Consider the following 25,214-nt stretch of genomic DNA (forward strand, 5'->3'; position numbering starts at 1 on the left):
AGGTCGGCCAGCTGCAGGGTCTCCAGCGGCTTGGCCTTGGCCTTCATGATGTCCGGCAGCTTGATGAAGCGCGGCTCGTTCAGGCGCAGGTCGGTGGTGATGACGGCCGGCAGGTCGACTTCCAGCGTTTCCAGGCCGGCGTCGACTTCACGGGTGACCGTGGCCTTGCCGTCGGCGATCTCGACCTTGGAGGCGAAGGTGGCCTGCGGACGCGCCCACAGCGTGGCCAGCATCTGGCCGGTCTGGTTGGCGTCGTCGTCGATGGCCTGCTTGCCAAGAATGACCAGGTCCGGCTGTTCCTTTTCGACCAGCTTGAGCAGGGTGCGGGCGGCGGTCAGCGGCTGGATGGCCTGATCGGTGACCACGTGGATAGCACGGTTGGCACCCATGGCCAGACCGTTGCGCAGGTGCGCCTGGGCGTCGGCCGGGGCGATGGTGGCGACCACCACTTCCGTGGCGATGCCCTTGTCGCGCAGGCGCAGGGCTTCTTCCAGGGCGATTTCATCGAACGGGTTCGACGAAAGCTTGACGCCATCGGTGACCACGCCGGAACCATCCGGCTTGACTTGAATGCGGACGTTGTAGTCCACCACGCGCTTGTACGCGACGAGGATTTTCATGTGCTGCGGGGTCCTTCGGTTGCTGATGGGGGCCGGCGCGGGCCGGGGACGAGATTTTTCCGATTCTAGCCGGGATATAGGTTCCATGCGAATGCGTATGGTGATCCCGGCCTTCGGTTAAATGTCCGGACAAATTGTCGCTACCCGGCGCCGCTTGTCAACGTCAGGCTCAGTTGACGGCCCCCGGTATATTCTTGGTGCCATCATTTTGTGGTCTTGTTGGCTGCAGCAAAGGGAGATCCAAGGCGTGCCTACGTGGCTTGTGACAGGTGGTGCCGGATTCATCGGCGGAAATTTCGTACTGGAGGCGGTGGCGCGGGGCACGCGCATCGTCAATCTCGATGCCCTGACCTATGCGGGGAATCCGCAGACCCTGGCCAGCGTGCAGGACAACCCAGCGCATGTCTTCGTGCATGGCGATATCGGTGACCGGGAGCTGGTCGATCGATTGCTGGCCGAACACCAGCCGGATGCGGTGATCAATTTCGCCGCGGAAAGTCATGTCGATCGCTCGATCGATGGCCCAGCGGCCTTCATCCAGACCAACGTGGTAGGCACATTGGCGCTGCTGGAAGCGGTGCGCGATTACTGGAAAGCGCTGCTCGGCGAGCGCGCCGATGCCTTCCGCTTGCTGCATGTTTCCACCGATGAGGTCTACGGCAGCCTCGGCGAGACTGGCAGCTTCAGCGAAACCACGGCCTATGCCCCCAACTCCCCGTACTCGGCCTCCAAGGCTGCATCGGATCATCTGGTGCGGGCCTTCCACCACACCTACGGGCTGCCGGTACTGACCACCAACTGTTCGAACAACTACGGCCCTTACCACTTCCCGGAAAAGCTCATTCCGCTGGTGATCGCCAAGGCGCTGGCTGGCGAAGATCTGCCCGTTTACGGCGATGGCCGGCAGGTGCGCGACTGGTTGTATGTCAGCGATCACTGCCAGGCCATCCGCACCGTGCTGGCACAGGGGCGGGTAGGGCAGACCTACAACGTCGGCGGCAATGCCGAACGGCAGAACATCGAAGTCGTGCAGGCAATCTGCGCCCTGCTGGATCAGCGCCGCCCGCGCGCCGATGGCCAGCCGCGCAGCTGCCAGATCCGCTTTGTGGCCGATCGCCCCGGGCATGACCGCCGCTATGCCATTGATGCGTCCAAGCTGCGCGATGAACTGGGCTGGCAGCCCAGTTACAGCTTCGAGCAGGGAATCGCTGCGACGGTGGATTGGTTTCTTGCCAACCAGGATTGGGTCAACAGCGTGCTCGATGGCAGCTATCGACTGCAACGCATTGGTACCGGGGAGATGGCCGAATGAGCCAGCGCAAGGGCATCATCCTGGCCGGTGGCTCAGGGACGCGGCTGTATCCAATTACCCAAGGCATCAGCAAGCAGCTGTTGCCGGTGTACGACAAGCCGATGATCTACTACCCGCTCAGCGTGCTGATGATGGCCGGTATCCGCGAGGTGCTGGTCATCAACACGCCGCATGAGCAGGCGCTGTTCCAGAGCCTGTTGGGGGATGGCTCGCAATGGGGCATGGACATCCAGTACGCCGTGCAGCCCAGCCCCGATGGCCTGGCCCAGGCCTACCTGATCGGTCGTGATTTCGTCGACGGCAAGCCCAGCTGCCTGGTCCTGGGGGACAACATTTTCCACGGCACTGGCCTGCGTGAGTTGTTGCGACGTGCCGACACGCGGCAGCAGGGTGCAACGGTATTCGGCTACTGGGTGAATGACCCGGAGCGTTATGGCGTGGCCGAGTTCGATGCTGGTGGCAAGGTCATCGATCTGGTGGAAAAGCCCGAGAATCCGCGTTCCAACTACGCCATCACCGGCCTGTACTTCTACGATGGCAACGCTGCCGACTACGCGGCCACGCTGCAACCGTCGGCACGCGGCGAACTGGAAATCACCGACCTCAATCGCCGCTACCTCGAGCAGGGACAGTTGCAGTTGGAGCCGTTGGGGCGTGGCTATGCGTGGCTCGATACCGGCACCCATGCGTCCCTGCTGGAGGCATCCAACTATATCGAGACCCTGCAGACGAGACAGGGCCTGCAAGTGTGCTGCCCGGAGGAAATTGCGTTCGCGCAGGGCTGGATCAGTGCCGAACAACTGCAGGCATTGGCAGCGCCGTTGTTGAAGAGTGGCTACGGCCAGTACCTGGAGAAGTTGTTGCAGCGTGGAGTTGTGCCGTGAAAGTGATTGAAACGAAGTTGCCGGGATGCGCGGTGATCGAGCCAGCCGTGTTCGGTGACGAGCGAGGCTTCTTTTTCGAGACCTGGAATGCCGAACGCTTCGGCGCGCAGGGTTTGCCCACGCGTTTCGTGCAAAGCAACGTGTCTTCGTCCAGCAAGGGCGTGCTGCGTGGCCTGCATTACCAGTGGCCGCGGCCACAGGGCAAGCTCGTCAGCGTGCTGGAGGGTGAGGTCTACGACGTAGCGGTGGATATCCGTCGCGGTTCGCCGACGTTTGGCAAGTGGGAAGCGGTAGTTCTCAGTGCGCAGAACAAGCGCCAGTTCTGGATACCCGAAGGTTTCGCGCATGGCTTCGCGGTTCTGTCCGAGCGTGCGGTGTTCAGTTACCTGTGTACCGAGGTGTATCTGAAGGAACTGGATGCAGGCGTACGCTGGAACGATGCCGACATCGCGGTGGACTGGCCCATCAGTGCACCCACCTTGTCGGCCAAGGATGAGGCTGCGCCTTTCCTGAAGGACATCGCGGAAGATCGCCTGCCGGTCCATCAGTCATGAGGTTTCTGGTTCTTGGGGGGAACGGCCAGGTAGGACAGGAGCTGCTGCGGGCACTGGCGCCGCTGGGTGAGGGGGTTGCGACAACGCGCAGTGGCAGCCTCGCCGATGGCAGTGCCTGTGAGAAAGCGGACTTCAATGTCCCCGAAGAACTGCCGGCCGTGCTCGATCGCCTGCAACCGGACGTGGTGATCAACGCTGCGGCATACACCGCGGTGGACAAGGCGGAACAGGAGCCGGAGCTGGCGTACCGTATCAACGCGCAGGCGCCCGGCGTCATTGCCGGTTGGTGCGCGGTGCATGACGTCCCTCTGGTTCATTACTCCACCGATTACGTGTTCAACGGCAAGGGAAGCGTGCCCTACGTCGAGGATGAAGCGACCGCGCCGCTGGGCGTCTACGGCACCAGTAAACGGGATGGAGAGGACGCCGTGCGTGCCGCCGGCGGTCGCCACCTGATCTTCCGCACTGCTTGGGTATACGCGGCGCACGGCGGAAATTTCCTGCGCACGATGCTGCGCCTGGCGGCCGAACGCGATGTGCTGCGGGTGGTTGCCGATCAGTTGGGTACGCCGACACCCGCGTCGCTGATTGCCGATGTCACCGCACAGGCGCTGCTGCATCCTTCCCGGTTGTCGGGAACCTGGCATCTCACCGCCTCGGGGCATACCAGTTGGCATGGCTTTGCCGAGGCAATTTTTGCCGAAGCAGTTGCTGCTGGGTTATTGGAGAAGGCGCCGCAGGTGCAGGCCATCGACAGCGCGCAGTACCCGACGGCTGCACAGCGGCCGGCCTACTCGGTGCTGGATACGCGCAAGCTGCAGACCGATTTCGGCATCGCGCTGCCTGACTGGCAGCAGGGGGTGCGCGGTGTTGTTGGCGAGTTGCGGGCTGTTCGATAGCCGCTGTTCGGCAGGTTTCTTTCCTCACGTCCCCACTTCCGCATGGGGAGGCGCGGGTTACCTGTCGCCTGACACTCCGCGAGCAAGCGCTGTTCAAGCCCCTCTCCCGGTGTGGGAGAGGGGTAGGTGAGACGGGGAAGTTGCAGCACTCAGGCCCCACCTTCCCCTCGTTTCACGCGCGCCCGTAAGTGTCCTCGAAGCGCACGATGTCATCCTCACCCAGATAGCTGCCCGACTGCACTTCGATCAGCTCCAGCGGCAGCTTGCCGGGGTTGCGCAGGCGGTGGGTGACACCCAGCGGGATGTAAGTGCTCTGGTTCTCGGTAAGCAGCAATACTTCGTCACCACGGGTGACCTCGGCAGTGCCGCTGACCACGATCCAGTGTTCGGCACGATGGTGGTGCATCTGCAGGCTCAACGTGCCGCCGGGTTTGACCGTGATGCGCTTGACCTGGAAACGATCGCCATGATCGATGGAGTCATAGGCGCCCCACGGACGATAGACCTTGCGGTGCCAGGTGGCTTCGCTGCGGCCATCGGCCTTCAACCGTGCCACCACGTCCTTCACTTCCTGCATGCGGTCGGACTTGCCGACCAGCACGGCATCGTCGGTTTCCACCACGATCACGTCGTCCAGGCCGACCATCGCGATCAAGCGGTCGCCATAGGCAAACGTGTCGTGGCAGTCGATGGCGATGACGTCGCCGCGATGGGCATTGCCATTGGCATCCTGTTCGGAGACGTCGCGCAGGGCGGTCCACGAACCGACGTCGCTCCAGCCCGCATCCAGCGGCACAACCGCGGCATCGGCGGTTTTTTCCATCACCGCGTAATCGATGGAATCGGACGGGCTGGCCTTGAAGGCCTCGGCATCCAGGCGGATGAAATCGCTGTCACGGCGTGCCTGTTCCCAAGCGGCCTGGCAGGCGTTGAGGATCTGCGGTTGCAGGCGCTGCAGCTCTTCCAGGTAACGCGAGGCGCGGAACAGGAACATGCCGCTGTTCCAGTAGTACTCGCCGGAGGCCACGTAGGATTGCGCGGTGGCCAGGTCGGGTTTCTCGACGAAACGCTCGATGGCACGCGGGCCTTGCCCGGCAACAGCCTTGATGTAGCCATAGCCGGTTTCCGGTGCGGTCGGCTGGATGCCGAAGGTCACCAGCTTGCCCTGCTCGGCAAGGGTGGCGGCCGCTTCGATGGCCTGGTGGAACTGGCCGATATCGCGGATCAGGTGATCCGACGGCAACACCAGCAGCAGCGGGTCATCACCGTTGTGGCGGGCTTCCAGCGCGGCAGCAGCGATCGCCGGGGCGGTATTGCGGCCCATCGGCTCCAACAGGATTGCCGACGGCGTGGTGCCCACCTGCTGCAGCTGCTCGGCAGCGACGAAACGGTGTGCTTCGTTGGCCACTACCAGCGGTGCCTGGGTGGCTACATCGGCTACGCGCAGCCAGGTCGACTGCAGCATGCTGTGTTCGCCTGCAAGCTGCAGGAACTGCTTGGGGTAGGCTTCGCGCGACAACGGCCACAGGCGGGTACCGGAACCACCGGAAAGAATGACGGGCAGGATCTGGCTCATGAAGGGTCTCAGGCAGTGATCAGGTTGGAAATTTCGGCGGTGCGCTGCGCCAGCAAGGCCGCATCACCCCGGGTTTCCACGTTCAGTCGCAGCAGCGGTTCGGTATTGGAGCTGCGCAGGTTGAAGCGCCATGCGCCGAAGTCGGCACTGACGCCATCGGTGTGATCGAGCTGGGGTGCATCCGCAGCGTAATGGGCCAGTACCCGGGCCACCGCGGCCTTGGCGTCGCTGACCTTGAAGTTGATCTCGCCGCTGCAGGGGAAGCGCGCCATGCGCTCCTCCACCAGGTCGGCCAGCGAATGCCCCGTGCTCGATACCAGCTCGGCGATCAGCAGCCACGGGATCATGCCGGAGTCGGCGTAGGCGAACTCGCGGAAGTAATGGTGTGCGCTCATCTCGCCGCCATATACCGCGTTTTCGGCACGCATCTTCTCCTTGATGAAGGCATGCCCGCTCTTGCACAGCACCGGTACGCCGCCAGCTGCCTCGACCATTTCAACCGTGTTCCAGGTCAGGCGCGGATCGTGCACGATCTTGCCGCCGGGGCTGCGCGCCAGGATGGCCTGGGCCAGCAGCCCGACCAGGTAATAGCCTTCGATGAAGCGGCCGTTGTGGTCGAAGAAGAAGCAGCGGTCGAAGTCTCCGTCCCAGGCGATGCCGAAGTCGGCACCGTGCTCGCGTACCGCTTGCGCGGTGGCGTCGCGGTTCTCTGGCAGCAGCGGGTTGGGAATGCCGTTGGGGAAGTTGCCGTCGGCTTCATGGAAAACACGCACGAACTCGAAGGGCAGGTGCGGTGCCAACAGGTCCACGATCGCGCCGGCGCCGCCATTGCCGGCGTTGACCACCAGCTTCAACGGCTTCAGCTTGGCGCCATCCACATAGCTGAGCAGGTGCTGGATGTACGCGCTCTTGCCGTGCTCGGCGCGCTGCCCGGCGCGTGGCGGTTGTGCAGCGGAGGTATCGGCGGCGACCGCATCGGAAATGGCAAACAAACCGGTGTCCGAACTGATCGGCCGGGCCTGCTCGCGCACCAGCTTCATGCCGTTGTAATCCATCGGGTTGTGGCTGGCAGTGACCATCACCCCGCCGGCTGCCTGCAGATGGCCGGTCTGGAAATACACTTCTTCGGTACCGCACTGGCCGATGTCGATCACCTCGCGGCCCGCGCCGCGCAGGCCAATGGCCAGGGCGTCCTGCAGGGCGGGGCTGGTCAGGCGCACGTCATGGCCCAGTACCACGGTGCCTTCAGCCAGCTCGGCGGCCAGCGCGGTGCCGATCTTGCGCGCCATGTCCTCATTCAGTTCGTCGGGTACACGGCCGCGGATGTCATAGGCCTTGAAGGCGGGAAGGGGCATGCATGCCTCCTGCTGGTGGGTAGACGCCTAGTTTAGACGTCCCTGCGTGTACTGGCTGTCCGCAGGCTGGACGAAGGTCCAAGAGGGCGTTGCCGCCGGTATGGCTAGAATGAAGCCATCTTTACCACTGTGGGTGTGATGCAATGAGCGATCCCTCAACCCCCGCCGGGCGCCGTGGCAAGGTGTTTGCCAGCGCCGCCCAGGCGCTGGACGGCATTGTTGCCGATGGCCAGACCCTGGCAGTCGGCGGATTTGGCCTGTGCGGCATCCCCGAAGCCCTGATCGCCGCGCTGCGCGACAGCGGGGTCAAGGGCCTGACCGCGATCTCCAACAACGCCGGTGTCGATGGCTTTGGCCTGGGTCAGCTGTTGGAGACCCGCCAGATCAAGAAGATGATTTCGTCCTACGTGGGCGAGAACAAGGAGTTCGAGCGCCAGTACCTGGCCGGTGAACTGGAGCTGGAATTCAACCCGCAGGGCACCCTGGCCGAGCGCCTGCGCGCCGGCGGCGCGGGCATTCCGGCGTTCTTCACCGCCACCGGCTACGGCACCATCGTCGCCGAAGGCAAGGAAACCCGCGAGATCGACGGCAAGCATTACGTGCTGGAAACCGCACTCAAGGCCGATGTGTCGCTGGTCAAGGCATGGAAGGCCGACGAGGCCGGCAACCTGCTGTTCCGCAAGACCGCACGCAACTTCAACCCGGCCTGTGCCATGGCCGGCAAGGTCTGCGTGGTGGAAGTGGAGGAGATCGTGCCAGTGGGCGCCATCGACCCGGACCAGGTCCACCTGCCGGGCATCTATGTCGACCGCATCGTATTGAACGCAACGCCGGAGAAGCGCATCGAACAGCGCACCGTGCGTCAGGAGGGGAACTGAAATGGCCTGGACCCGTGACGAAATGGCGCAGCGCGCCGCGCGCGAGCTGACCGATGGTGCCTACGTGAACCTGGGTATCGGCCTGCCGACCCTGGTCGCCAACCACATCCCGGAAGGCGTGGATGTCTGGTTGCAGTCCGAAAACGGCCTGCTCGGCATCGGCCCGTTCCCGACCGAGGCCGAAGTGGATGCCGACCTGATCAATGCCGGCAAGCAGACCGTCACCGCGCGTGCCGGTGCCAGCTACTTCGGCAGCCATGATTCGTTTGCGATGATCCGCGGCGGTCATATCAACCTGGCCATCCTCGGTGCCATGCAGGTGACCGACAAGGGCGACCTGGCCAACTGGATGGTGCCGGGCAAGATGGTCAAGGGCATGGGCGGTGCGATGGACCTGGTTGCCGGCGTGCAGCGCGTGGTGGTGCTGATGGAGCACACCGCCAAGAACGGCGAGCACAAGATCCTGCCGGACTGCACCCTGCCGCTGACCGGTGTGGGCGTAGTTGATCGCATCATCACCGACCTGGCTGTATTCGACATCACCGACGAAGGTCTGGTGCTGGTCGAGGCAGCGCCGGGTGTCAGCGATGACGAGCTGAAGGAAAAGACCGGCGTGCCGTTCCGGCACTGATCGGGGTGGAGGTGATTGGCGGCGTTGGCCGCCAATCTTCACGCTGACGGCAACAGCGTGCGCAGCGTGTCGCGCGCCAGCGCCGACGAAAAATGCTCGGCGATGTTGATGTAGCCATTGTCAGATAGCTGCTGCCACAGCGTGGCGTCCTGGTATAGCCGGGCAACCTGCGCGGCGAAATCCAGCGCACTGTCGGCGATGAGTGCGTTGTGCTCGTGGCGCAGGAACATGCCTTCTGCCGCGATCGAGGTGGCCACCACCGGCAGGCCATGGCTCATGGCCTGGTTGATCTTGCCCTTGACCCCGGCGCCGCTGCGCAGCGGTGCCAGGTTGATCCGGCTGCTCTCCAGGAAGGGCTCGATGGACGGCACATGGCCGTGCACGAGGACATCGCTGGCACCGAGGCGGGCGGCATCGGCCGGCTGGATGTCCCCCACCAGGTGCAGTACCACCCCAGGCAACAGCTGCCGCAGCTGCGGCATGATCTCGCTACACAGCCAATCCACGGCTTCCCGGTTGGGGTGATGCTGGTAACCACCCACGAACAGCAGGCCGGCGGTCTGGCTGAAATCCCGTTGCTTGCCCGCTACGTCATGGACGTTCGACAGCACATGGAGCGGCGAGTGCACGCCGGCATCGCGCAGGTAGTCCAGTTCGGCCTGGCTGACCACGGTGGTGGCGTCAGTGGCAGCGAACAGCATGAACTCCTCGTCGCGAACGCGCGCAGCCTGGCGTTGCAGGTGCGCGTCTTTCTGCAGTTCGGCCGCGCGCTGCAGGCGGACATGGTGCAGGTCAACCGTGTCGAAGATGACCCGCGCCGAGGTATAGGCACGCAGCAGGGGAAGGTGGCGCTGGGCGACATGGTGGCGGCACAGCATCACCGCATCCACGCGTTCGCCGTTCTGCTGCAGCCAGTGGTCCAGGCGGGGCTGGCCGGGCGTGCCCACCCGTTCGATCCCCAGTTCGGCAAGCAGGGGTGCCGATTCGGCCGGTAGCTGGCCGTTGTCCGGCATGAAAGCCACCGACCAGCCGAGCTCGCGGCACAGGCGCAGCAGCGCGAGCGCGCGCACCGATCCGGAGTCGTGGCTGGGCGTGGGCGCTGCGGCATCGATGAACAGCAGCAGCGCGTCGCTGCGTGTTGTATCCGGTGCTGCGCTGATGGAGGGCGCTTGCTGCGGCGCGCCGACCACCGGTTGCAGGCGACGCCGAATCACCTGCACGGTACCGACTACCCCACGCCCGATCAGGCTTTTCAGCAATCCACGCAGCAAGGCGAAGTTACGCGACAGGCGCCAGCGGTACAGGGTGAGTTGGCGATGCAGGGAGAAGGTCATGGCACTATCGGTTGGGAGCGCACATCACGCGTTGGTGATGCAGCAGCTGATTCTGAGGGCAGCGGCATGAACGAGCAAACCAGCTTCCTTTTTGCTGATACGGGGCCTGCCGCGGTTGAGCACCTGCCTGGCTGGCTGCGCAAGGATGAGGCGGATGTTCTGTTGCAGGCGTTGATGGGCGATGTGCCGTGGCAAGTGCACCGTATCCGCATGTTCGGGCGGTGGGTGGATTCGCCCCGGCTGAGCTGCTGGATGGGCGATGCGGATGCCCACTACCGCTATTCGGGAGCGGATTTCGTACCCGAGCCCTGGTTGCCGTCCCTGCAGCAGCTGCGCGGGCAGCTGCAGCAGGCGTGCGCGGCGCGGTTCAACAGCGTGCTGCTCAACCGATACCGCAACGGCGGGGACAGAATGGGCTGGCATCGCGATGACGAACCCGAGCTGGGTGCGCAGCCGGTGATCGCATCGCTGAGCCTGGGAACGCGCCGGCGGTTTCTACTCCGGCGCGGCGATGCGCATTCCCAGCGCCATGAATACCTGCTCGGCCACGGTGACTTGTTGGTGATGCGCGGTGATTGCCAGCGCGACTACCAGCACGCGTTGCCGAAGATGGCAGGCGTGGCTGGCGAGCGCATCAACCTTACTTTCCGGCAGGTGTCTGCGCCATGCGTTGCGCGTCGGCCTGGCCGCTGAGCAGGGTCCAGCCGATCAACTCGGTGCTGGTCTTGTCCAGTGCGGTTTCAAATGCCTTGGCGACATCGCCGGTTGCCGTCGAGCTGGCATTCTCAACCGTGTTGAAGGTGCGCGCTGCGACCACCCGTTGATCTATGCTGTGGATCAACTTGGCGTTGAGTTCGATGGTGGCTGCCGGCAGTTCGGTGCCACGGTAGTCGGCCTCGAAGCGGCGGAGGTCGATGGTCAGCTTGTAGTCCGAGCGGATGCCGGTGGCGATGCGGGCAACGCCACTGATCCGGCCGGAGTCCTCGAAACCACGCAACAAGGTGTCTTCCAGCATGTCGGTGGCCGGCTGCGACCAGGTCGCGCCTCGGTACACCTCGAGCTCGCCGGGGGTGGGGCGTACGTTGATGCGCGGGCTATCCACCAGGCGCGCGGCACTGGGCTTGGCGATGGCCAGCTGCCAATCAACCTGGGGCCATGCCGGGTCGGCGGTTATCCGCACCTGCGGCGCGTAGATGGTGGTGGATTGGCGATCACCGCCGGCAAGCACCGAGCAACCCGCCAAGGCCAGCAGGCAAGTGGAAGCGAGCAGTTTGGACATCGGCAGGCGCGTCATTTGGGTTCGAACTCCTTCGGGGCATCACGGCCGAGCAGGTAGCGTGCCGGGTTGTTCTCCAGGCGGTCACTGACCCGGCGCAGGTCGCGGATCAGGCCGCGCAGTTCAGTCAGGGTCGGGCCCAACTGGGCCAGGCCATCATTGGCGAAACTGTTTATGGCCGCGCGGTTCTCGCCCAGGATGGCATCGGCATTGCCGGCGGCCGAGTCCAGTTTGCTCAGGCTGGTATCCAGCTTGTCGAGCGTTGCCGGCAGCTGCCGCAGGACGTTCTGGTCCAGGTTCTGGATGGCGCCGTTGGCCGTGCCGAGGGTGGCGTTGAGGTTGCGTGCGGCATCGCGGGCTTCCACCAGCAGCGCCTGGGTGCCCTGGTCGCGGTCAGCCAGGCCGCCGCTGATGGCTTCCAGGTGGGTGAGCGTGGCCGAAATCTTGTTGACGTTGTCGTCGCTGAGCAACTCATCCATGCGCTCGACCACGCGGTTGGCCACGTCGGTGATGTTCTGCAGCGCGGAGGGCGTGGTGGCGATGGTCGGTATGGCTTCCTTGCTGACCGCGGTCAATGCCGCGGCCTGGGGCGTGCCGCCACTGAGCTGGATGATCGACGGGCCGGTCAGGCTGGTAATGGCCAGCTTGGCGCGGGTGTCGGTCTTGACCGGGGTGGTGGAGTTCAGGCGCAGCCGGGCCACCACCTTGCGCGGGTCATCCGGGGCCAGGGTCAGCTCGGTGATGGAGCCCACGGCGATGCCGTTGTATTGCACCGGGCTACCCACCGACAGGCCGGTGACGGCCTCGGTGAATACGACGTTGTATTCCTGCCAGGTGCGATCGGAGGAGTATTTGGCCGCCCACAGCCCGAAGGCGAGCAGGGCCACGCCGACGATCAGGGTGAAGGCGCCGATCAGGACGTAGTTGGCTTTGGTTTCCATGGCTCAGCAGCCCCTGTTGGAAGGTGGAGAGTCTGGTGGGAGGCCATGTTCAATCTGCGCGGCTGCAGCGGAACCTGGGGTGAAAGTCGGTCGGCAAGCGGGCGTCATTGCGGAAACTCCTGCAGGGGGGCCTCGCCGCGCGCGGCGCGGGCGCGCGGGCCGTGGAAGTATTCGCGTATCCACGGGTGGTCCAGCTGTTCGATCTCCGAGAGCGGCGCGTTGGCGATGACCTTGTGGTCGGCCAACACTGCAATGCGGTCACAGATGGCGTACAGCGTGTCCAGGTCGTGGGTGATCAGAAAGACCGTCAGTCCCAGCGCTTCCTGCAACGTCTTGATCAAGCGGTCGAAGGCGGCTGCACCGATGGGATCCAGGCCGGCGGTGGGTTCGTCCAGGAATAGCAGCGGCGGGTCCAGCGCCAGGGCGCGGGCAAGGCCGGCGCGTTTGCGCATGCCGCCGGACAGCTGCGAGGGCAACTTGTTGATGGCGTCCGCCGGCAGGCCAGCCAGCTTCACCTTGAGCAGTGCCAGCTCGTAATGCCAGCGGTCATCCAGTTCCGGGTGATGTTCCTTCAGCGGCACCTGGACGTTCTCGCCCACGGTCAATGAGGAGAACAGGGCGCCGTCCTGGAACAGCACGCCGGTATTGCGCTCGATGCGCAGGCGGTCGGCGGGGTCTTGCGAGCGTGCATTGACGCCCAGCACTTCGATTTCGCCGGCATTGGGCGTGCGCAGCCCCAGGATGGAGCGCATCAGTACCGACTTGCCGGTACCCGAACCACCGACCACGCCGAGGATCTCGCCACGCCGCACGTCCAGGTCCAGGTCGTCGTGCACGACCTGGCTGCCGAAGTGGTTGACCAGTCCGCGCACGCGGATGGCCAGCTCACTGCTGTCCTGGTCGGGGAAGGTGGAACGGATGGCCATCATCGAAGTGTCTGCCTCACCAGCCCATGTGCATGAACCACAACGCGGCCAGCGCGTCGAGGATGATGACCAGCGAGATGGTCTGCACCACGCTGGAGGTGGTGCGTTCACCCACCGACTGCGCGGTGCCTTCGACCTTCAGGCCTTCCAGGCAGCCGATCAGGCCGATGATCAGGGCGAACACCGGCGCCTTGGCCAGGCCAACAAGGAAGTGCCGTACTTCCATGGTTTCGTGCATGCGCGCCAGGTACATCTGCGGCGGAATGCCCAGGTCGAACGCGCCGACGGTGACACCGCCTGCCAGACCGGCCAGCATCGCGATGAAGGTCAGCAGCGGCAGCATCAACAGCAGCGCCACCACGCGCGGCAGGACCAGCAGGTCGATCGGGTCCAGACCCAAGGTCTGGATCGCGTCGATCTCCTCGCGTGCCTTCATTGCGCCGATCTGCGCGGTGAAAGCGCTGGCGGTGCGTCCGGCCAGCACGATCGCGGTCAACAGCACGGCGAATTCGCGCAGGAAGGCGATGGACACCAGTTCCACCACATAGATCTCCGCGCCGAAGTCGCGCAGGATGGTCGAGCCCAGGAAGGCGATCACCGCGCCCACCAGGTAGGACAGCAGTGCGACCAGGGGCACCGCGTCCAGGCCCACCTGTTCCATCTGGTTGACGGTGGCGGTCATGCGGAAGCGGCGGGGCTCGCGCAGCAGCCTCGCCATCTTGGAGAGGTTCTCGCCCAGGAAGCTGACCAGCACCTTGATGTTGCGGCCAATGGCCTGCACCGAGCGGCCCAAGCGTTCCAGCGCTGCCAGTACACCGTAGTCGCGCTGTGGCTTGGGGCGTTCGTCGGCAACCTCGTCAATGGTGCAGACCAAGGCACGGTGCTCGTCGCGGAACTGCAGCGCATCTTCGGCCAGCCCGGCCTTGCTTGCGTAGCGCAACAGCAGCATCACCCCGGCTGAGTCCAGTTGGTCGATGCCACGTGCATCGATACTGGTCACCCCGCCGGCCTGCGCCTTCAATATCTCCATCGAACGCAGCGCGGTGGACAGCGTCCAACTGCCGGAGAGCCTGAGTTGGCCCTCGGCACCCGGATCCAGCGCACATTCGGGAGGGGTGGGGGAGGTCGTTGTTGGCATTCGGTTGAAGAATAACCTGTCAGGTGTCCAGCCCGGATGAGTATTCACCGGCTTCAGGCGATACTAATGCCCATGTCCGCAGAAACCATCGTCCCGGCCGCTCCGGCGCCCGCCCCCAACCGGGCCACCTATGCGCAGCGCGTGGCCTTCGTTTCGGAGATGGCGGGCCGCCTGCATCGCTATGGCACCACCGCGCAGCGCCTCGAAGCTGCGGTGGTGGCCTTGTCGCAACGGCTGGATCTGGATTGCGAGCCCTGGTCCAATCCCACCGGCCTGATCCTGAGTTTCAGTGACCCCACGCGTGCGATCGGCTCCAGTGATATCACCCGCGTGATCCGTCTGGGTCCGGGTGATACCAACCTGCACAAACTGGCGATGGCCGATCAGATCGCCGATGCCGTCGCTGCCGGCGAAATGTCCATTGCCCAGGGCCATACCGCGTTGCGGGAACTGGACCGTGACCCCGGCCTGCGCGGCAAGATCGAACTGCTGGCCTCTTTCACCCTCGGCTCGGCCGGCGTGGCCGGGTTGTGGCGCTTGCCCTGGTTGGATATCGCAACCGCGGGCATTACCGGTCTATTGATTGGCCTGATGTTGTTCTACACCGACCGCCGCGTTGCCACGCGCGAGGCCAGTGAAGCGCTGGCGGCACTGGTGGCCGGTTTTGTGGCGGTACTGGTGGCGAGTTTTGTCGGGCCGTTGAACCTGAATTCCACGATCATCGCCTCGCTGGTGGTACTGCTGCCGGGTATGGCGCTGACCAATTCGGTCAACGAGTTGGCCAGCCAGCACTGGGTGTCGGGTACCGCGCGCTTTGCCGGTGCCCTGACCACCATCATGAAACTGACGGTGGGCGCGATGATCGCGGTCACCATTGCCCATTACATCGGCCTGGAGCCGGTGGTGCGGGCATCACGGCCGCAGTCCAACTGGGTGGAATGGGGTTCGGTGCTGGTGGCCTCGTTCGCTTTCGCCATGCTGTTCCGCGCCAGCAAGCGGGATTACCCGTGGGTAATGGCGGCCTCGGTGGCCGGTTATGCGATTTCCCGTTATGGCGGTCAGCAATGGGGTGGGCCGGCCGGAATATTCCTGGCAGCGATGCTGTTGACCGCCGCCGGCAATCTGTTCGGCCGCGTCGCCCACCGGCCAGGTGCGATCGTCCGTTTGCCGGGCATCATCATGCTGGTGCCCGGTAGTACCAGCCTGCGCGGGGTGCTCAGTTTGATCCAGCAGCAGAATGTAAATGCCGGCGAGTCGGCCCTGCTGACCGTGGTCAATGTGGTTATGGCGCTGGTAGCGGGGTTGCTTTTCGGAAATCTGTTGATACCGGCGCGCAAGAACCAGAATCTGTAAGCGTCCCATCCACGAAAGAAGGGGTAACGAGGCAACGCGGGTAGGCGCAGTGTGCCCGCGGTTGTTGGTAACGCCCATGGGCGGCTACCTGTTTCCCGGGTGCGCTGCGCTTACCCGGGCTTCGCTGAGGTCGGCGGGGTGCCTGCTGGGCCGGAGAGTGGGGCAGTTTCCCCCGCCGCTGGAGGAAGACGCACCAACAAAAACGCCGGCTTACGCCGGCGTAATTGTTTCAGCTGATCGCGCGATTACTGCTGGATCAGGAAATCTTCAACCTTGCGGCCGGCCTTGGTGTATTCGGCCAACCAGCGCGGCTGCTTGCCACGGCCGGTCCAGGTTTCCTCGGCGTTGGCCGGGTTGCGATACTTCGGGGCGACCTTTGCCAGCTTGCGGCCGGCCTTGCTGGCAGTCTTGCCGGCCTTGGCGGCACGCGGTGCCTTGGTGGTGGCTGCGCCGGTGCCAAACAGTTCCTCGACGGTATAGCCGGCCTTCTTGGCGGCTGCAGCTACCAGGGCGCGGGCCTTGGCGATCGGCTGGCGCTTGGCTACCACGGTCTTGCGCTTCTGCGCATCGCGGATAAGGGCGCCGAGTTCTTTGGCCGACAGGCCCGACAGGTCAATACTCATCTAATAACTACTCCGGATAATGGGTCGAAGGAAAGGTGCCAATCCGTGGCAGCGCTGGAAAGCATACCGGCGCGGTAAGGTATTGCCAAATGAATAATCGATTCGACGTTATCGGCAAATGAAAAGCCGGGACTGTGCCCCGGCTTTTCAGGTGTTTCACTTAGCCAATAATCCGCTGGAATACCGAGGCCTGATCCAGATTTTCAGCCTCGCTTGCGGCACGGGCGCGGTATTCGAAGGTGCCTGCTGCCAGGCCGCGCTCGGAAACCACGATGCGGTGGGGGATGCCGATCAACTCCATATCGGCAAACATTGCACCCGGGCGCAGCCCGCGATCATCCAGCACGGCGTCCACGCCTGCGTTCAACAGTTCCTGCAGCAGGGCCTCGGCAGCAGCGGTGACCGCCGCGTCCTGCTTCGGGTTGATCATGCACACCACGGCCTGCCAGGGCGCCATCGCGACCGGCCAGAGGATGCCAGCGTCATCGTTGTTCTGCTCGATGGCGGCAGCGACGATGCGCGATACGCCAATGCCGTAGCAGCCCATGGCCATTACCGCGGCCTTGCCATTCTCGTCGAGCACGGTGGCCTTCAAAACCTCGGCATATTTGCGGCCCAGCTGGAAGACGTGGCCCACTTCAATACCGCGGGTAATCTTCAGTTCGCCGCCGTCGCGGGCACGGTCGCCGGCCTGGACATTGCGGATGTCGGCCACTTCCGGCTCGGCAAGGTCGCGTCCCCAATTGACGCCGGCAATATGCTGGCCCGCTTGATTGGCACCGACGACAAAATCCGCCATGGCGGCTACTTCGCGGTCAGCCACCACCCGGATGGCCTTGCGCGGATTCAACGGTCCCAGGAAACCCGGTTCGCTGCCCAGATAATCGGCAATCTCCGCCTCGCTGGCCATGCGGTAATCTGCCAGCCCGGCGACCTTGGCCAGTTTGATTTCGTTGACTTCGTGATCGCCGCGGACCAGCGCCAGAACGAAGTCGCCGTCGGTGGTCATCACCGCCACCGACTTGACCGTGCGCAGCAGGGCGATGCCCATCAGCGCAGCGACGTCTTCACAGGTTTTCTGGGTGGGGGTATCCACCTTGCGCAGCTCCTCGCTGGCAGCCGCGCGCGGCGCCGGGTCGGCGGCAACGGCGGCCTCGACATTGGCGGCGTAGTCCGAACCGGTGGAGAACACCAGCGCATCCTCGCCGGATTCGGCGATTACATGGAATTCCTGCGAGGCATCGCCACCGATGGCGCCCGAGTCTGCCTGGACTGCGCGGAACTCAAGACCCAGCCGGGTGAAAATACGGCTGTAAGCGGTCTTCATGTTCTCGTATTCAGCAACCAGGCTGGCGTCGTCCAGATGGAAGGAATAGGCGTCCTTCATCAGAAACTCGCGCGAGCGCATCACGCCGAAACGCGGACGGATTTCGTCGCGGAACTTGGTCTGTACCTGGTAGAAATTGACCGGCAACTGCTTGTAGCTGGACAGTTCCTGGCGCGCGAAGTCGGTAATGGCCTCCTCGGCGGTGGGGCTGTAGCAGTATTCCTGCTCCTTGCGGTCCTTGATTTTCAGCAGCTGGCCGCCGAATTTCTCCCAGCGCCCGGTTTCTTCCCACAGCTCCTTGGGCTGGATGGTGGGCAACTGCAGTTCCACCGCGCCAGCGCGATTCATTTCTTCGCGGACGATGGCTTCCACCTTGCGCAGCACCCGCAGGCCCAACGGCGACCAGGTATACAGGCCCGATGCCAGCTTGCGGATCATGCCCGCGCGCAGCATCAGCCGGTGGCTGACCAGTTCAGCGTCGGCGGGGGTTTCCTTGGTGGTGTGCAGGTGGAAACGGGAAAGGCGCATGGCAGGGGGCTTCGCAAAACGGACGATTGGCTATTTTGCCAGTCTTCCCGCCTGCCGGGCAGCTTGGGTTTTTACGCCGCCGCCTATCTGCGCCTTGCCAGGTATCCCAGGCCCCGGGTTGGCCGGGGCCTGGTGAACTGATCAGTTGCTGCTGACAGGTTTGCAATACGCTGCGGCCATGGCCTCGGCCAGCTGCTTCTGGGTGGCGCGCTGGCTTTCATCCAGTTGGGCATCGGCCTTGCCGTCACCGTCGGTGTCATGGGTGATCGGGCCGCTGCCATTGAGCAGGTCCAGGTTGCGGCGAGCCGTCGTGCAGCGGGCGTCTTCCGTCGGGGCGGCGGTTGCAGTGGCCTCGGGGACGGAGGCGCCGCTGTTGGTCACCCGGCGGGTTTCATACTTCTGGCCAGTCGGCGGCCGTTCGGAGTACTGGGTGACGCCGTTGGCGTCGGTCCACTTGTAGAGGTTGCCAGCGCTGGCGGTGGCGCTGGCAAGCAGCAGCAGGCAGCAGAGACGGGGCAGGGCGCGCATCGCAACTCCAGGGCAGTTCAGGGGCAGGCGCCGATTGCAGCACCCGGTGACGTAGCTGGCAAGTCGATTAAACTGGGCGGCATGGATGAAATGAGACCCCCACCGCGTTCGCGCAGCATCTACCTGCTGCCGAACCTGTTCACGACCGCCGGGCTGTTTGCCGGCTTCTACGCCATCATTGCTGCCTCCAACGGCGATTTCGTCAATGCCAGCATCGCCGTCTTTGTCGCCGCGGTGATGGATGGGCTGGACGGGCGGGTTGCGCGCCTGACCGGTACCAGCAGCGAATTCGGCGTTCAATACGACTCCCTGGCGGATCTGGTCAGCTTCGGCATGGCGCCGGCGTTGGTCATGTACCACTGGGCGCTGTCCTCGCTGAAGTACGACGGCGAGGTGCTGGGCCGGGTCGGCTGGTCGGTGGCATTCCTGTACGCGGCCTGCGCCGCGCTGCGGCTGGCCCGCTTCAATACCCAGGTAGGTACGGTCGACAAGCGCTGGTTTGTCGGTTTGGCCAGCCCTGCGGCGGCCGGCTTGATGATGTCCTTCGTCTGGGCCTTTGCTGATGGCACCCTGGGCTGGAACGGCGAGGAACTGCGCTACGTGGCGCTGGCGGTAACGCTGGTATCTGGCCTGTTGATGGTCAGCCGCATCCGCTTCTGGAGCTTCAAGGGCGGCGGCGAAAAGGGCCCCCGTTCCGAGCGCGTGCCGTTCGTGGTGCTGGCCTTGGTGCCGATCATTATCGCCATCCTGGTGGTGGACCTGCCGCGCACGTTGTTCGTGGTCGGCGTGGTTTATGCCCTGTCCGGGCCGGTGATGTGGCTGTTGCAACGTGGTCGCTCGACCCCGGGCAAGGTGGAATGACCGGTTCGGCGCCCGCGCCGTTGTGGTCCGCGCAGCAGCAGGCCTTGCTGCAGGCGATGGGCTATACGTTGTATCTGGAAGGCGGGGCGCTGGATGCACCGCTGATGGAGCCGGCTGCGCCCGAGCGTGCGCCGGTAGCCATGGAAAACGAGGTGCCGGCTGCCGCGCGGCCGGTGCCGCCAGCAGCCCATCGCGCGCCTGCTGCCAGGGCGCCGCAGGCGCCCCGTACCGCGCCGGTGGCACCGCCGACAGCCGCATCGGCCCCGCCGCGCCGCGGCGGCAGCCTGCGCATGCCGGACCGCCTGCAGATCGCCTTGTTGCGCGCTTCCGGCTGCAATCCCAATGATCCGCAGACCCGCGTATTGATGGACAGCTGGCCGTTGGCCGAGCTGCGCGCCAACCCGGCGGCCAAGCGGGCGCTGTGGCCGCAGCTGCGCGCGCTGCGGCGGAAGATGCGTCAATGAGTTCGGCCGGGCCCAGCCTGCGCCCGATGTTCGTGGACGATCTGGACGCAGTGATGGAGATCGAACTGCGTGCCTACCCATTCCCGTGGACGCGCGGCATTTTCCAGGACTGCCTGCAGGCCGGTTACCCCGGGCGTGTGCTGGAGCAGGCCGATGGCCTGGTGGGCTATGGCATGTTGAGCCTGGCCGCCGACGAGGCGCATGTGCTCAATGTCTGCGTTGATCCCCTTTGTCAGTCCCGCGGGCATGGCCGGCGATTGCTGCGCGAACTGGTGCGGGTGGCCCGCCAGCGCGGTGCCTTGCGGGTGTTTCTGGAAGTGCGCCCGTCCAATACCTCGGCCATCGCGCTGTACCACAGCGAGGGTTTCAACGAGATTGGCCGCCGCCCGCGCTATTACCCCACCGCGAGCGGACGCGAGGATGCGCTGGTGATGGCGATGGAACTGGTGGACGACGACATCAGCGTGATGCCCCCGCTTTAAGCAGCACCTCTGGTCCGCGTTGTCACGACAGTCGTAACACCATCACGCCGATGACGATGAGCCCGGCGGCCAGCAACCGCCGGCGGCTGAGGTGCTCTTTCAGCAACAACGCCGATATCAGCAACGCGAACAGGATCGAGGTTTCGCGCAGCGCGGCGATCACCGCCACCGGCGCAAGCGTCATCGCCCATAGTGCGATCGCATACGAAGCGGTGGTGCCGATGCCACCGATCAGACCGCGCTGCCAGTTGCCACGCAGATAACTGCCCAGTTGCGCGCGGCGCGCGAACAGCGCCCACAGTGGCAGCGGCAGGCCGGACAGCAGGAACAGCCACAGCGTGTAGCTCAAGGCATTGCCCGACAATCGCGCGCCCTGCGCGTCGACCAGGGTGTAGCTGGCGATGACCACCGCGATGCACAGCGGCAGGCGCAGGTTGCCGCCCTTGCTGCTGCCCGCCATGCACAGGATGCCGCCGCTGATCAGGGCGATCCCTGCCCAGGCGCTGGCGGGCAGGTGTTCGTTGAACAGCCAGGTGCCGGCGATGGCGACCAGCAGCGGCGCGCAACCGCGCATCAAGGGGTAGGACAGGCTCATGTCGGCGCTGTGATAGGCGCGGGCGATAAGCACGTAGTAGCCGGTCTGCAGCACGGCGGACGCTGCGAGCCAGGGCCAGCTTTGTTCTGCAGGCGCTGGCAGCCAGGGCAGGATCATGGCTGACAGCGCGGCGGCCCAGCCGGTGACCAGGATGGTGGTCAGCAGTTTGTCGCCACCGAGTTTGACGATGGCATTCCAGCTGGCGTGGAGCAGGGCGGCGAGCAGGACGGCGCAGAAGATGCCGAGGGACATTGCGGTGGTTGGTTTGGAGGCTTGTGGAGGGTAGCTGGGATTGAAGGGTGGTGGGGTTGTGGGGAGTGAAAGGCGAAAAGGCGAAAGGCAAAACCGCCCTCATCCGCCCTGTCGGGCACCTTCTCCCGCGCGCGGGAGAAGGGAATGCAGTGATTTTTGCACCGTGATGGGTGGGTCGCGCGATCACGCTCAAGCCAAAGCCAAAGCCAAAGCCAAAGCCAAAGCGAGTAAAGCTGTTTGCTCAGTAACCCTGCAGAAGTGCATGGTGCATTGCATTCCCTTCTCCCGCTTGCGGGAGAAGGTGCCCGACAGGGCGGATGAGGGAGCTTCCGCCTTTTGATTTCCAGCTCTTCGCTTCCAATACGCACAAAAGAAAACGCCGCCCAACGGCGGCGTTTTCCACAACAGCAACCAGCAAGCCTTACAGCTTCGCGCGCTGTTCCTGCAGGCCAGCCAGCTGGCTGTTCCAATCGACCAGACGCACACGCTCCTGCTCGACCACCGCCGCCGGCACCTTGTCGGTGAACTTGGACAGCTTGGTTTCGCTCATTTCCTTCTCCGAACAAACGCGGGCGATTTCCTTTTCCAGGCGTGCACGCTCGGCGTCCAGATCCACCAGGCCTTCCAGCGGCACCAGCAGCTTCAGCTCGCCGACAATCGCGGCCGCAGCGGGCGGCGTCACCGCATCAGCCGCCAGCCAGTCGATGCTCTCCAGCTTCAACAGGAAGCGCAGCTGCGAGGCAAAGCGCTCCACGCGTGCACGATCAGTGTCCTGGCCACGCTGCAACAACAGGCGGACCTGCTTGGACGGCGGCACGTTCAACTCGCTGCGCACGCGACGCAGGGCGCTGACCATGACCTTGAACCACTCCACGTCGACTTCGGCCTGCGCGTAGTCGCCGGCAAACTCCGTTGCGGTCGGGTAGGCGCGCAGCGACAGCGATGCGTCGGTGATGCCCAGGCGCGGTGCCACCTGCTGCCACAGCTGCTCGGTGACGAACGGGGTCAGCGGGTGCAGCAGGCGCAGCACCGCTTCCAGCACGTACAGCAGGGTGTGGCGGGTGCTGGCGGCGTCTTCGGCGTTGTCGCCGTTGAGTGCCGGCTTGGTCAGTTCCAGGAACCAATCGCAGAATTCGTTCCAGACAAACTCGTACAGCGCCTGCGACAACAGGTCGAAGCGGTAGTCGGCGAAGTGCTGCTGCGCTTCGGCCGAGACCTTGGCCAGGCGCGCGAGGATCCACTTCTCGGCATCGGTCTTGGCGGCAGGCGCACCCTCACCCCCAGCCCCTCTCCCGGTGGGAGAGGGGAGTACGAAGCCTTCAGTGTTCATCAGGGTGAAGCGGCTGGCGTTCCACAGCTTGTTGCAGAAGTTCTTGTAGCCTTCGGCGCGGCTCATGTCGAACTTGATGTCGCGGCCATGCGTGGCCAGCGCGGCGATGGTGAAGCGCAGCGCATCAGCACCGTGGGCGATGATGCCGTCCGGGAATTCCTTGCGGGTGGCCTTCTCGATCTTCTCGGCCATCTTCGGCTGCATCAGACCATGGGTGCGCTTGGCAACCAGGTCGTCGATGGTGATGCCGTCGATGATGTCCAGCGGGTCCAGCACATTGCCCTTGGACTTGGACATCTTCTGGCCCTGGCCGTCGCGGATCAGGCCGGTGATGTAGACGTCCTTGAACGGGATCTGGCCGGTGAAGCTGTCGGTGGCCATGATCATGCGCGCCACCCAGAAGAAGATGATGTCGAAGCCGGTGATCAGCACGTTCGACGGCAGGTAGCGGTCAAAGCCACGCTCGGCCATCGCCGCTTCGTTCGGCCAGCCCAGGGTGGAGAACGGCCACAGCTGTGAGGAGAACCAGGTCTCCAGCACGTCGCTGTCCTGGGTCAGCACCACGTCGTCGCCCAGCCCGGCCTTGGCGCGTGCTTCGGATTCGTTGCGGCCCACGTAGCAGTTGCCGGCTTCGTCGAACCACGCCGGGATGCGATGGCCCCACCACAGCTGGCGGCTGATGCACCAATCCTGGATGTTCTCCATCCAGTGACGGTAGGTGTTGATCCAGTTGCCCGGCACGAACTTGATCGCGCCGTTCTCAACCAATTCGAGGCCGCGCTTGGCCAGCCCGTCCATCTTCACGAACCATTGGTCGGTCAGGTAGGGCTCGATCACCTGGCCGGTACGGTCGCCGCGCGGCACCTGCAGCTTGTGCGACTTGGTCTCGACCAGGATGCCCAGGTCTTCCAGCTCGGCCAGGATCATCTTGCGCGCGTCGTAACGGTCCAGGCCACGGTACCGTTCCGGGGCGTTCTCGTTGAGCGTGGCGGTGGTGGTGAACAGGTTGATCATCGGCAGGCTGTGACGCACGCCCACCTGGTAGTCGTTGAAGTCGTGCGCCGGGGTCACCTTGACCACGCCGGTGCCGAACGCCTTGTCGACGTAGTCGTCGCCGATCACCGGCACGCTGCGGCCGGTGAGCGGCAGGGTCACGCTCTTGCCGATCAGGTGCGCGTAGCGGCTGTCTTCCGGGTGCACCATCACCGCGGTGTCGCCCAGCAGGGTTTCCGGGCGGGTGGTGGCCACGACCAGGTAGTTGCGGGTTTCGCGCAGGGTTTCGTTGCCGTCGGCGTCCACTTCGACGTGCTCATAGCTGGCACCGTCGTTGAGCGCGTAGGCAATCGACCACATGAAGCCGTCTTCTTCCACGCTTTCCACTTCCAGGTCGGAAATGGCGGTCTTCAGCACCGGGTCCCAGTTGACCAGGCGCTGGCCACGGTAGATCAGGCCCTGCTCGTGCCAGCGGATGAAGGACTCGATTACTGCCTCGCTCGGGCCCGGGTCCATCGTGAAGGTGCTGCGCGACCAGTCGGCCGAGGTGCCGAGGCGGCGCATCTGCCCTTCGATCACGTTGCCGGAGTGCGCCTTCCACTCCCAGACCTTGCCGATGAAGCCATCGCGGCCCAGCGAATCGCGGGTTTCGCCCTTGCCTTCCAGCGCCAGGTTGCGACTGACCACCATTTCGGTGGCGATGCCGGCGTGGTCGGTACCCACCTGCCACAACGTGTCGTAGCCACGCATGCGGTGGTAGCGGATCAGCGCATCCATCAGCGTCTGCTGGAAGGCGTGGCCCATGTGCAGGGTGCCGGTGACGTTCGGCGGCGGCAGCAGGATGGTGTACGGCTCGCCCTTGCCGGACGGCTTGAACAGGCCGGCCTTCTCCCACGACTCGTAGAGCGCGGTTTCAAAGGATTTGGGGTCGTAGCTGGAGGCGAGTTGGGTCATTGGGGCAGGAGCCAGTAATTAGGAACTAGAAACGAGTGTGGGAGCTGCAAGCCAGTGTGAGGTGGGGAAGGAACTACGTTGCCGGTTCCTGTCCACTGGTTCCTGGCTTTACTACATGTCGTATTTGTTGAGCGTGTAGTCGGCGGCCTTGTACTGGCGCCAGCGCTCACGCAGTGGTTCGCGGGCTTCCGGATCGGCCGGCACCACTTCCAGCACGCGGTCGCAGCTGCCCAGGTAGGGCGCATCACGCAGGTTGATGACCAGTGGCCGCTCCGGTGCTTGGGCGCCGGGCGCGGCGATCAGCACGATGGCTTCTTCCTCGTCCACGTCCTCACCGATGATCTGGTGCGGGATGTAGGCGTCCGGGTCGAACGACCACAGCAGCTCGTCCAGTTCCTCGGCCTGGGCCTGGTCGCGGGCCAGAACCAGCGTATACAGACCGCCATCGTTTGCCTTGCGTGCGAGCTCGCACACCAGCTTCAACGGTTCGGTGAGAAAACGCGGCTTGGCGATCAGGTAGAAGTCGGCGCGCATCAGGTCACTAGGAAGTGGAGGGAAGAGGTTGGAAAACCGGGGTCAGAGTCGGGTTTTGCCGGGGTT

24 protein-coding genes and 1 pseudogene are annotated in these 25,214 nt (G+C 64.4%); 11 read left to right on the plus strand and 14 right to left on the minus strand.

What is annotated here, in order from left to right:
• Nucleotides 1–620 (minus strand): electron transfer flavoprotein subunit beta/FixA family protein (locus tag RT460_RS03005; protein ID WP_313317081.1); only part of this gene is annotated, 620 nt, incomplete at its 3' end.
• Between the two features lie 247 nt (nucleotides 621–867).
• Here RT460_RS03005 and rfbB point away from each other — a divergent pair.
• From rfbB to rfbD, 4 genes are read left to right on the plus strand one after another with little or no spacing between them, the layout of a single operon-like run.
• Nucleotides 868–1,932 (plus strand): dTDP-glucose 4,6-dehydratase, encoded by a 1,065-nt coding sequence (gene rfbB / locus RT460_RS03010; protein ID WP_313317082.1) that lies wholly within the window; start codon nucleotides 868–870, stop codon nucleotides 1,930–1,932.
• Nucleotides 1,929–2,816, plus strand: coding sequence for a glucose-1-phosphate thymidylyltransferase RfbA (gene rfbA, locus RT460_RS03015; protein ID WP_313317083.1), 888 nt, complete (start codon nucleotides 1,929–1,931; stop codon nucleotides 2,814–2,816). Before rfbB ends, rfbA begins: the two co-directional genes overlap by 4 nt.
• Nucleotides 2,813–3,370, plus strand: a complete 558-nt coding sequence (gene rfbC, locus RT460_RS03020; protein ID WP_313317084.1) for a dTDP-4-dehydrorhamnose 3,5-epimerase — start codon at nucleotides 2,813–2,815, stop codon at nucleotides 3,368–3,370. The genes rfbA and rfbC overlap by 4 nt, the downstream gene beginning before the upstream one ends.
• Nucleotides 3,367–4,269, plus strand: a complete 903-nt coding sequence (gene rfbD, locus RT460_RS03025) for a dTDP-4-dehydrorhamnose reductase (protein ID WP_313317085.1) — start codon at nucleotides 3,367–3,369, stop codon at nucleotides 4,267–4,269. Before rfbC ends, rfbD begins: the two co-directional genes overlap by 4 nt.
• 172 nt (nucleotides 4,270–4,441) lie before the next feature.
• On the opposite strand, the gene RT460_RS03030 is transcribed toward rfbD, so the two are convergent.
• Nucleotides 4,442–5,845 carry a mannose-1-phosphate guanylyltransferase/mannose-6-phosphate isomerase gene (locus tag RT460_RS03030; protein WP_313317086.1) on the minus strand — a complete coding sequence of 468 codons (1,404 nt, stop codon included), beginning with the start codon at nucleotides 5,843–5,845 and terminating at the stop codon, nucleotides 4,442–4,444.
• A gap of 8 nt (nucleotides 5,846–5,853) precedes the next feature.
• A complete protein-coding gene (locus RT460_RS03035; protein WP_313317087.1) occupies nucleotides 5,854–7,200 on the minus strand; it encodes a phosphomannomutase in 1,347 nt (448 codons plus the stop codon).
• A 143-nt stretch (nucleotides 7,201–7,343) separates the two neighbouring features.
• On the opposite strand from RT460_RS03035, the gene RT460_RS03040 reads away from it, so the two are divergent.
• Nucleotides 7,344–8,078 carry a CoA transferase subunit A gene (locus RT460_RS03040; RefSeq protein WP_293712290.1) on the plus strand — a complete coding sequence of 245 codons (735 nt, stop codon included), beginning with the start codon at nucleotides 7,344–7,346 and terminating at the stop codon, nucleotides 8,076–8,078.
• Between the two features lies 1 nt (nucleotide 8,079).
• On the plus strand, nucleotides 8,080–8,709 hold the full coding sequence (locus tag RT460_RS03045) for a CoA transferase subunit B (protein ID WP_313317088.1): 630 nt from the start codon (nucleotides 8,080–8,082) through the stop codon (nucleotides 8,707–8,709).
• Between the two features lie 38 nt (nucleotides 8,710–8,747).
• Here the strand turns inward: RT460_RS03045 and RT460_RS03050 are convergent, their stop codons facing one another.
• Complete coding sequence (locus tag RT460_RS03050) at nucleotides 8,748–10,043, minus strand: glycosyltransferase (protein WP_313317090.1); 1,296 nt, start codon at nucleotides 10,041–10,043, stop codon at nucleotides 8,748–8,750.
• 66 nt (nucleotides 10,044–10,109) lie between these two features.
• On the opposite strand from RT460_RS03050, the gene RT460_RS03055 reads away from it, so the two are divergent.
• Entirely contained in the window at nucleotides 10,110–10,736 is a 627-nt protein-coding gene (locus RT460_RS03055) for an alpha-ketoglutarate-dependent dioxygenase AlkB (RefSeq protein ID WP_313317091.1), read from the plus strand.
• Here RT460_RS03055 and RT460_RS03060 read toward each other — a convergent pair.
• The 4 genes from RT460_RS03060 to RT460_RS03075 form a co-directional block, all read right to left on the minus strand.
• A complete protein-coding gene (locus tag RT460_RS03060; protein ID WP_313317092.1) occupies nucleotides 10,684–11,337 on the minus strand; it encodes an ABC-type transport auxiliary lipoprotein family protein in 654 nt (217 codons plus the stop codon). The two genes, RT460_RS03055 and RT460_RS03060, sit on opposite strands and share 53 nt — an antisense overlap.
• A complete protein-coding gene (locus RT460_RS03065; RefSeq protein WP_313317093.1) occupies nucleotides 11,334–12,260 on the minus strand; it encodes an MlaD family protein in 927 nt (308 codons plus the stop codon). Before RT460_RS03065 ends, RT460_RS03060 begins: the two co-directional genes overlap by 4 nt.
• A 104-nt stretch (nucleotides 12,261–12,364) precedes the next feature.
• Nucleotides 12,365–13,186 (minus strand): ABC transporter ATP-binding protein, encoded by an 822-nt coding sequence (locus RT460_RS03070; RefSeq protein ID WP_313317094.1) that lies wholly within the window; start codon nucleotides 13,184–13,186, stop codon nucleotides 12,365–12,367.
• A gap of 16 nt (nucleotides 13,187–13,202) precedes the next feature.
• On the minus strand, nucleotides 13,203–14,324 hold the full coding sequence (locus RT460_RS03075) for an MlaE family lipid ABC transporter permease subunit (RefSeq protein WP_313317095.1): 1,122 nt from the start codon (nucleotides 14,322–14,324) through the stop codon (nucleotides 13,203–13,205).
• A gap of 72 nt (nucleotides 14,325–14,396) precedes the next feature.
• Between RT460_RS03075 and RT460_RS03080 the strand changes: the two genes are divergently transcribed.
• Entirely contained in the window at nucleotides 14,397–15,677 is a 1,281-nt protein-coding gene (locus tag RT460_RS03080) for a threonine/serine exporter family protein (RefSeq protein ID WP_313317096.1), read from the plus strand.
• Nucleotides 15,678–15,925: 248 nt separating this feature from the next.
• Here the strand turns inward: RT460_RS03080 and RT460_RS03085 are convergent.
• The 3 genes and pseudogenes from RT460_RS03085 to RT460_RS03095 form a co-directional block, all read right to left on the minus strand.
• Nucleotides 15,926–16,300: pseudogene (locus RT460_RS03085) on the minus strand (H-NS histone family protein); the annotation flags it as partial.
• Nucleotides 16,301–16,460: 160 nt separating this feature from the next.
• Nucleotides 16,461–18,155, minus strand: coding sequence for a proline--tRNA ligase (locus tag RT460_RS03090; protein ID WP_313317097.1), 1,695 nt, complete (start codon nucleotides 18,153–18,155; stop codon nucleotides 16,461–16,463).
• Between the two features lie 141 nt (nucleotides 18,156–18,296).
• Nucleotides 18,297–18,683, minus strand: a complete 387-nt coding sequence (locus RT460_RS03095) for a DUF4124 domain-containing protein (protein WP_313317098.1) — start codon at nucleotides 18,681–18,683, stop codon at nucleotides 18,297–18,299.
• Nucleotides 18,684–18,764: 81 nt separating this feature from the next.
• On the opposite strand from RT460_RS03095, the gene pssA reads away from it, so the two are divergent.
• From pssA to rimI, 3 genes are read left to right on the plus strand one after another with little or no spacing between them, the layout of a single operon-like run.
• Nucleotides 18,765–19,544, plus strand: coding sequence for a CDP-diacylglycerol--serine O-phosphatidyltransferase (gene pssA / locus RT460_RS03100; RefSeq protein WP_313317099.1), 780 nt, complete (start codon nucleotides 18,765–18,767; stop codon nucleotides 19,542–19,544).
• Nucleotides 19,541–20,008 carry an alanine acetyltransferase gene (locus RT460_RS03105; protein ID WP_313317101.1) on the plus strand — a complete coding sequence of 156 codons (468 nt, stop codon included), beginning with the start codon at nucleotides 19,541–19,543 and terminating at the stop codon, nucleotides 20,006–20,008. Before pssA ends, RT460_RS03105 begins: the two co-directional genes overlap by 4 nt.
• The gene (rimI, locus tag RT460_RS03110) at nucleotides 20,005–20,490 is read left to right on the plus strand and encodes a ribosomal protein S18-alanine N-acetyltransferase (RefSeq protein ID WP_313317102.1); all 486 of its coding nucleotides are present in this window, start codon (nucleotides 20,005–20,007) and stop codon (nucleotides 20,488–20,490) included. The genes RT460_RS03105 and rimI overlap by 4 nt, the downstream gene beginning before the upstream one ends.
• Nucleotides 20,491–20,512: 22 nt before the next feature.
• Here rimI and RT460_RS03115 read toward each other — a convergent pair whose 3' ends face one another.
• The 3 genes from RT460_RS03115 to RT460_RS03125 all read right to left on the minus strand — a co-directional run bounded on the left by RT460_RS03115 (nucleotide 20,513) and on the right by RT460_RS03125 (nucleotide 25,151).
• Nucleotides 20,513–21,337: an EamA family transporter gene (locus RT460_RS03115; RefSeq protein ID WP_313317103.1), complete on the minus strand. Its 825-nt coding sequence runs from the start codon at nucleotides 21,335–21,337 to the stop codon at nucleotides 20,513–20,515.
• A 421-nt stretch (nucleotides 21,338–21,758) separates the two neighbouring features.
• On the minus strand, nucleotides 21,759–24,614 hold the full coding sequence (locus RT460_RS03120) for a valine--tRNA ligase (protein WP_313317104.1): 2,856 nt from the start codon (nucleotides 24,612–24,614) through the stop codon (nucleotides 21,759–21,761).
• 111 nt (nucleotides 24,615–24,725) lie between these two features.
• Nucleotides 24,726–25,151, minus strand: a complete 426-nt coding sequence (locus tag RT460_RS03125; RefSeq protein ID WP_313317223.1) for a DNA polymerase III subunit chi — start codon at nucleotides 25,149–25,151, stop codon at nucleotides 24,726–24,728.
• Nucleotides 25,152–25,214 lie beyond the last annotated feature (63 nt).

Source organism: Stenotrophomonas sp., assembly GCF_032061965.1.
GTDB lineage: Bacteria > Pseudomonadota > Gammaproteobacteria > Xanthomonadales > Xanthomonadaceae > Stenotrophomonas.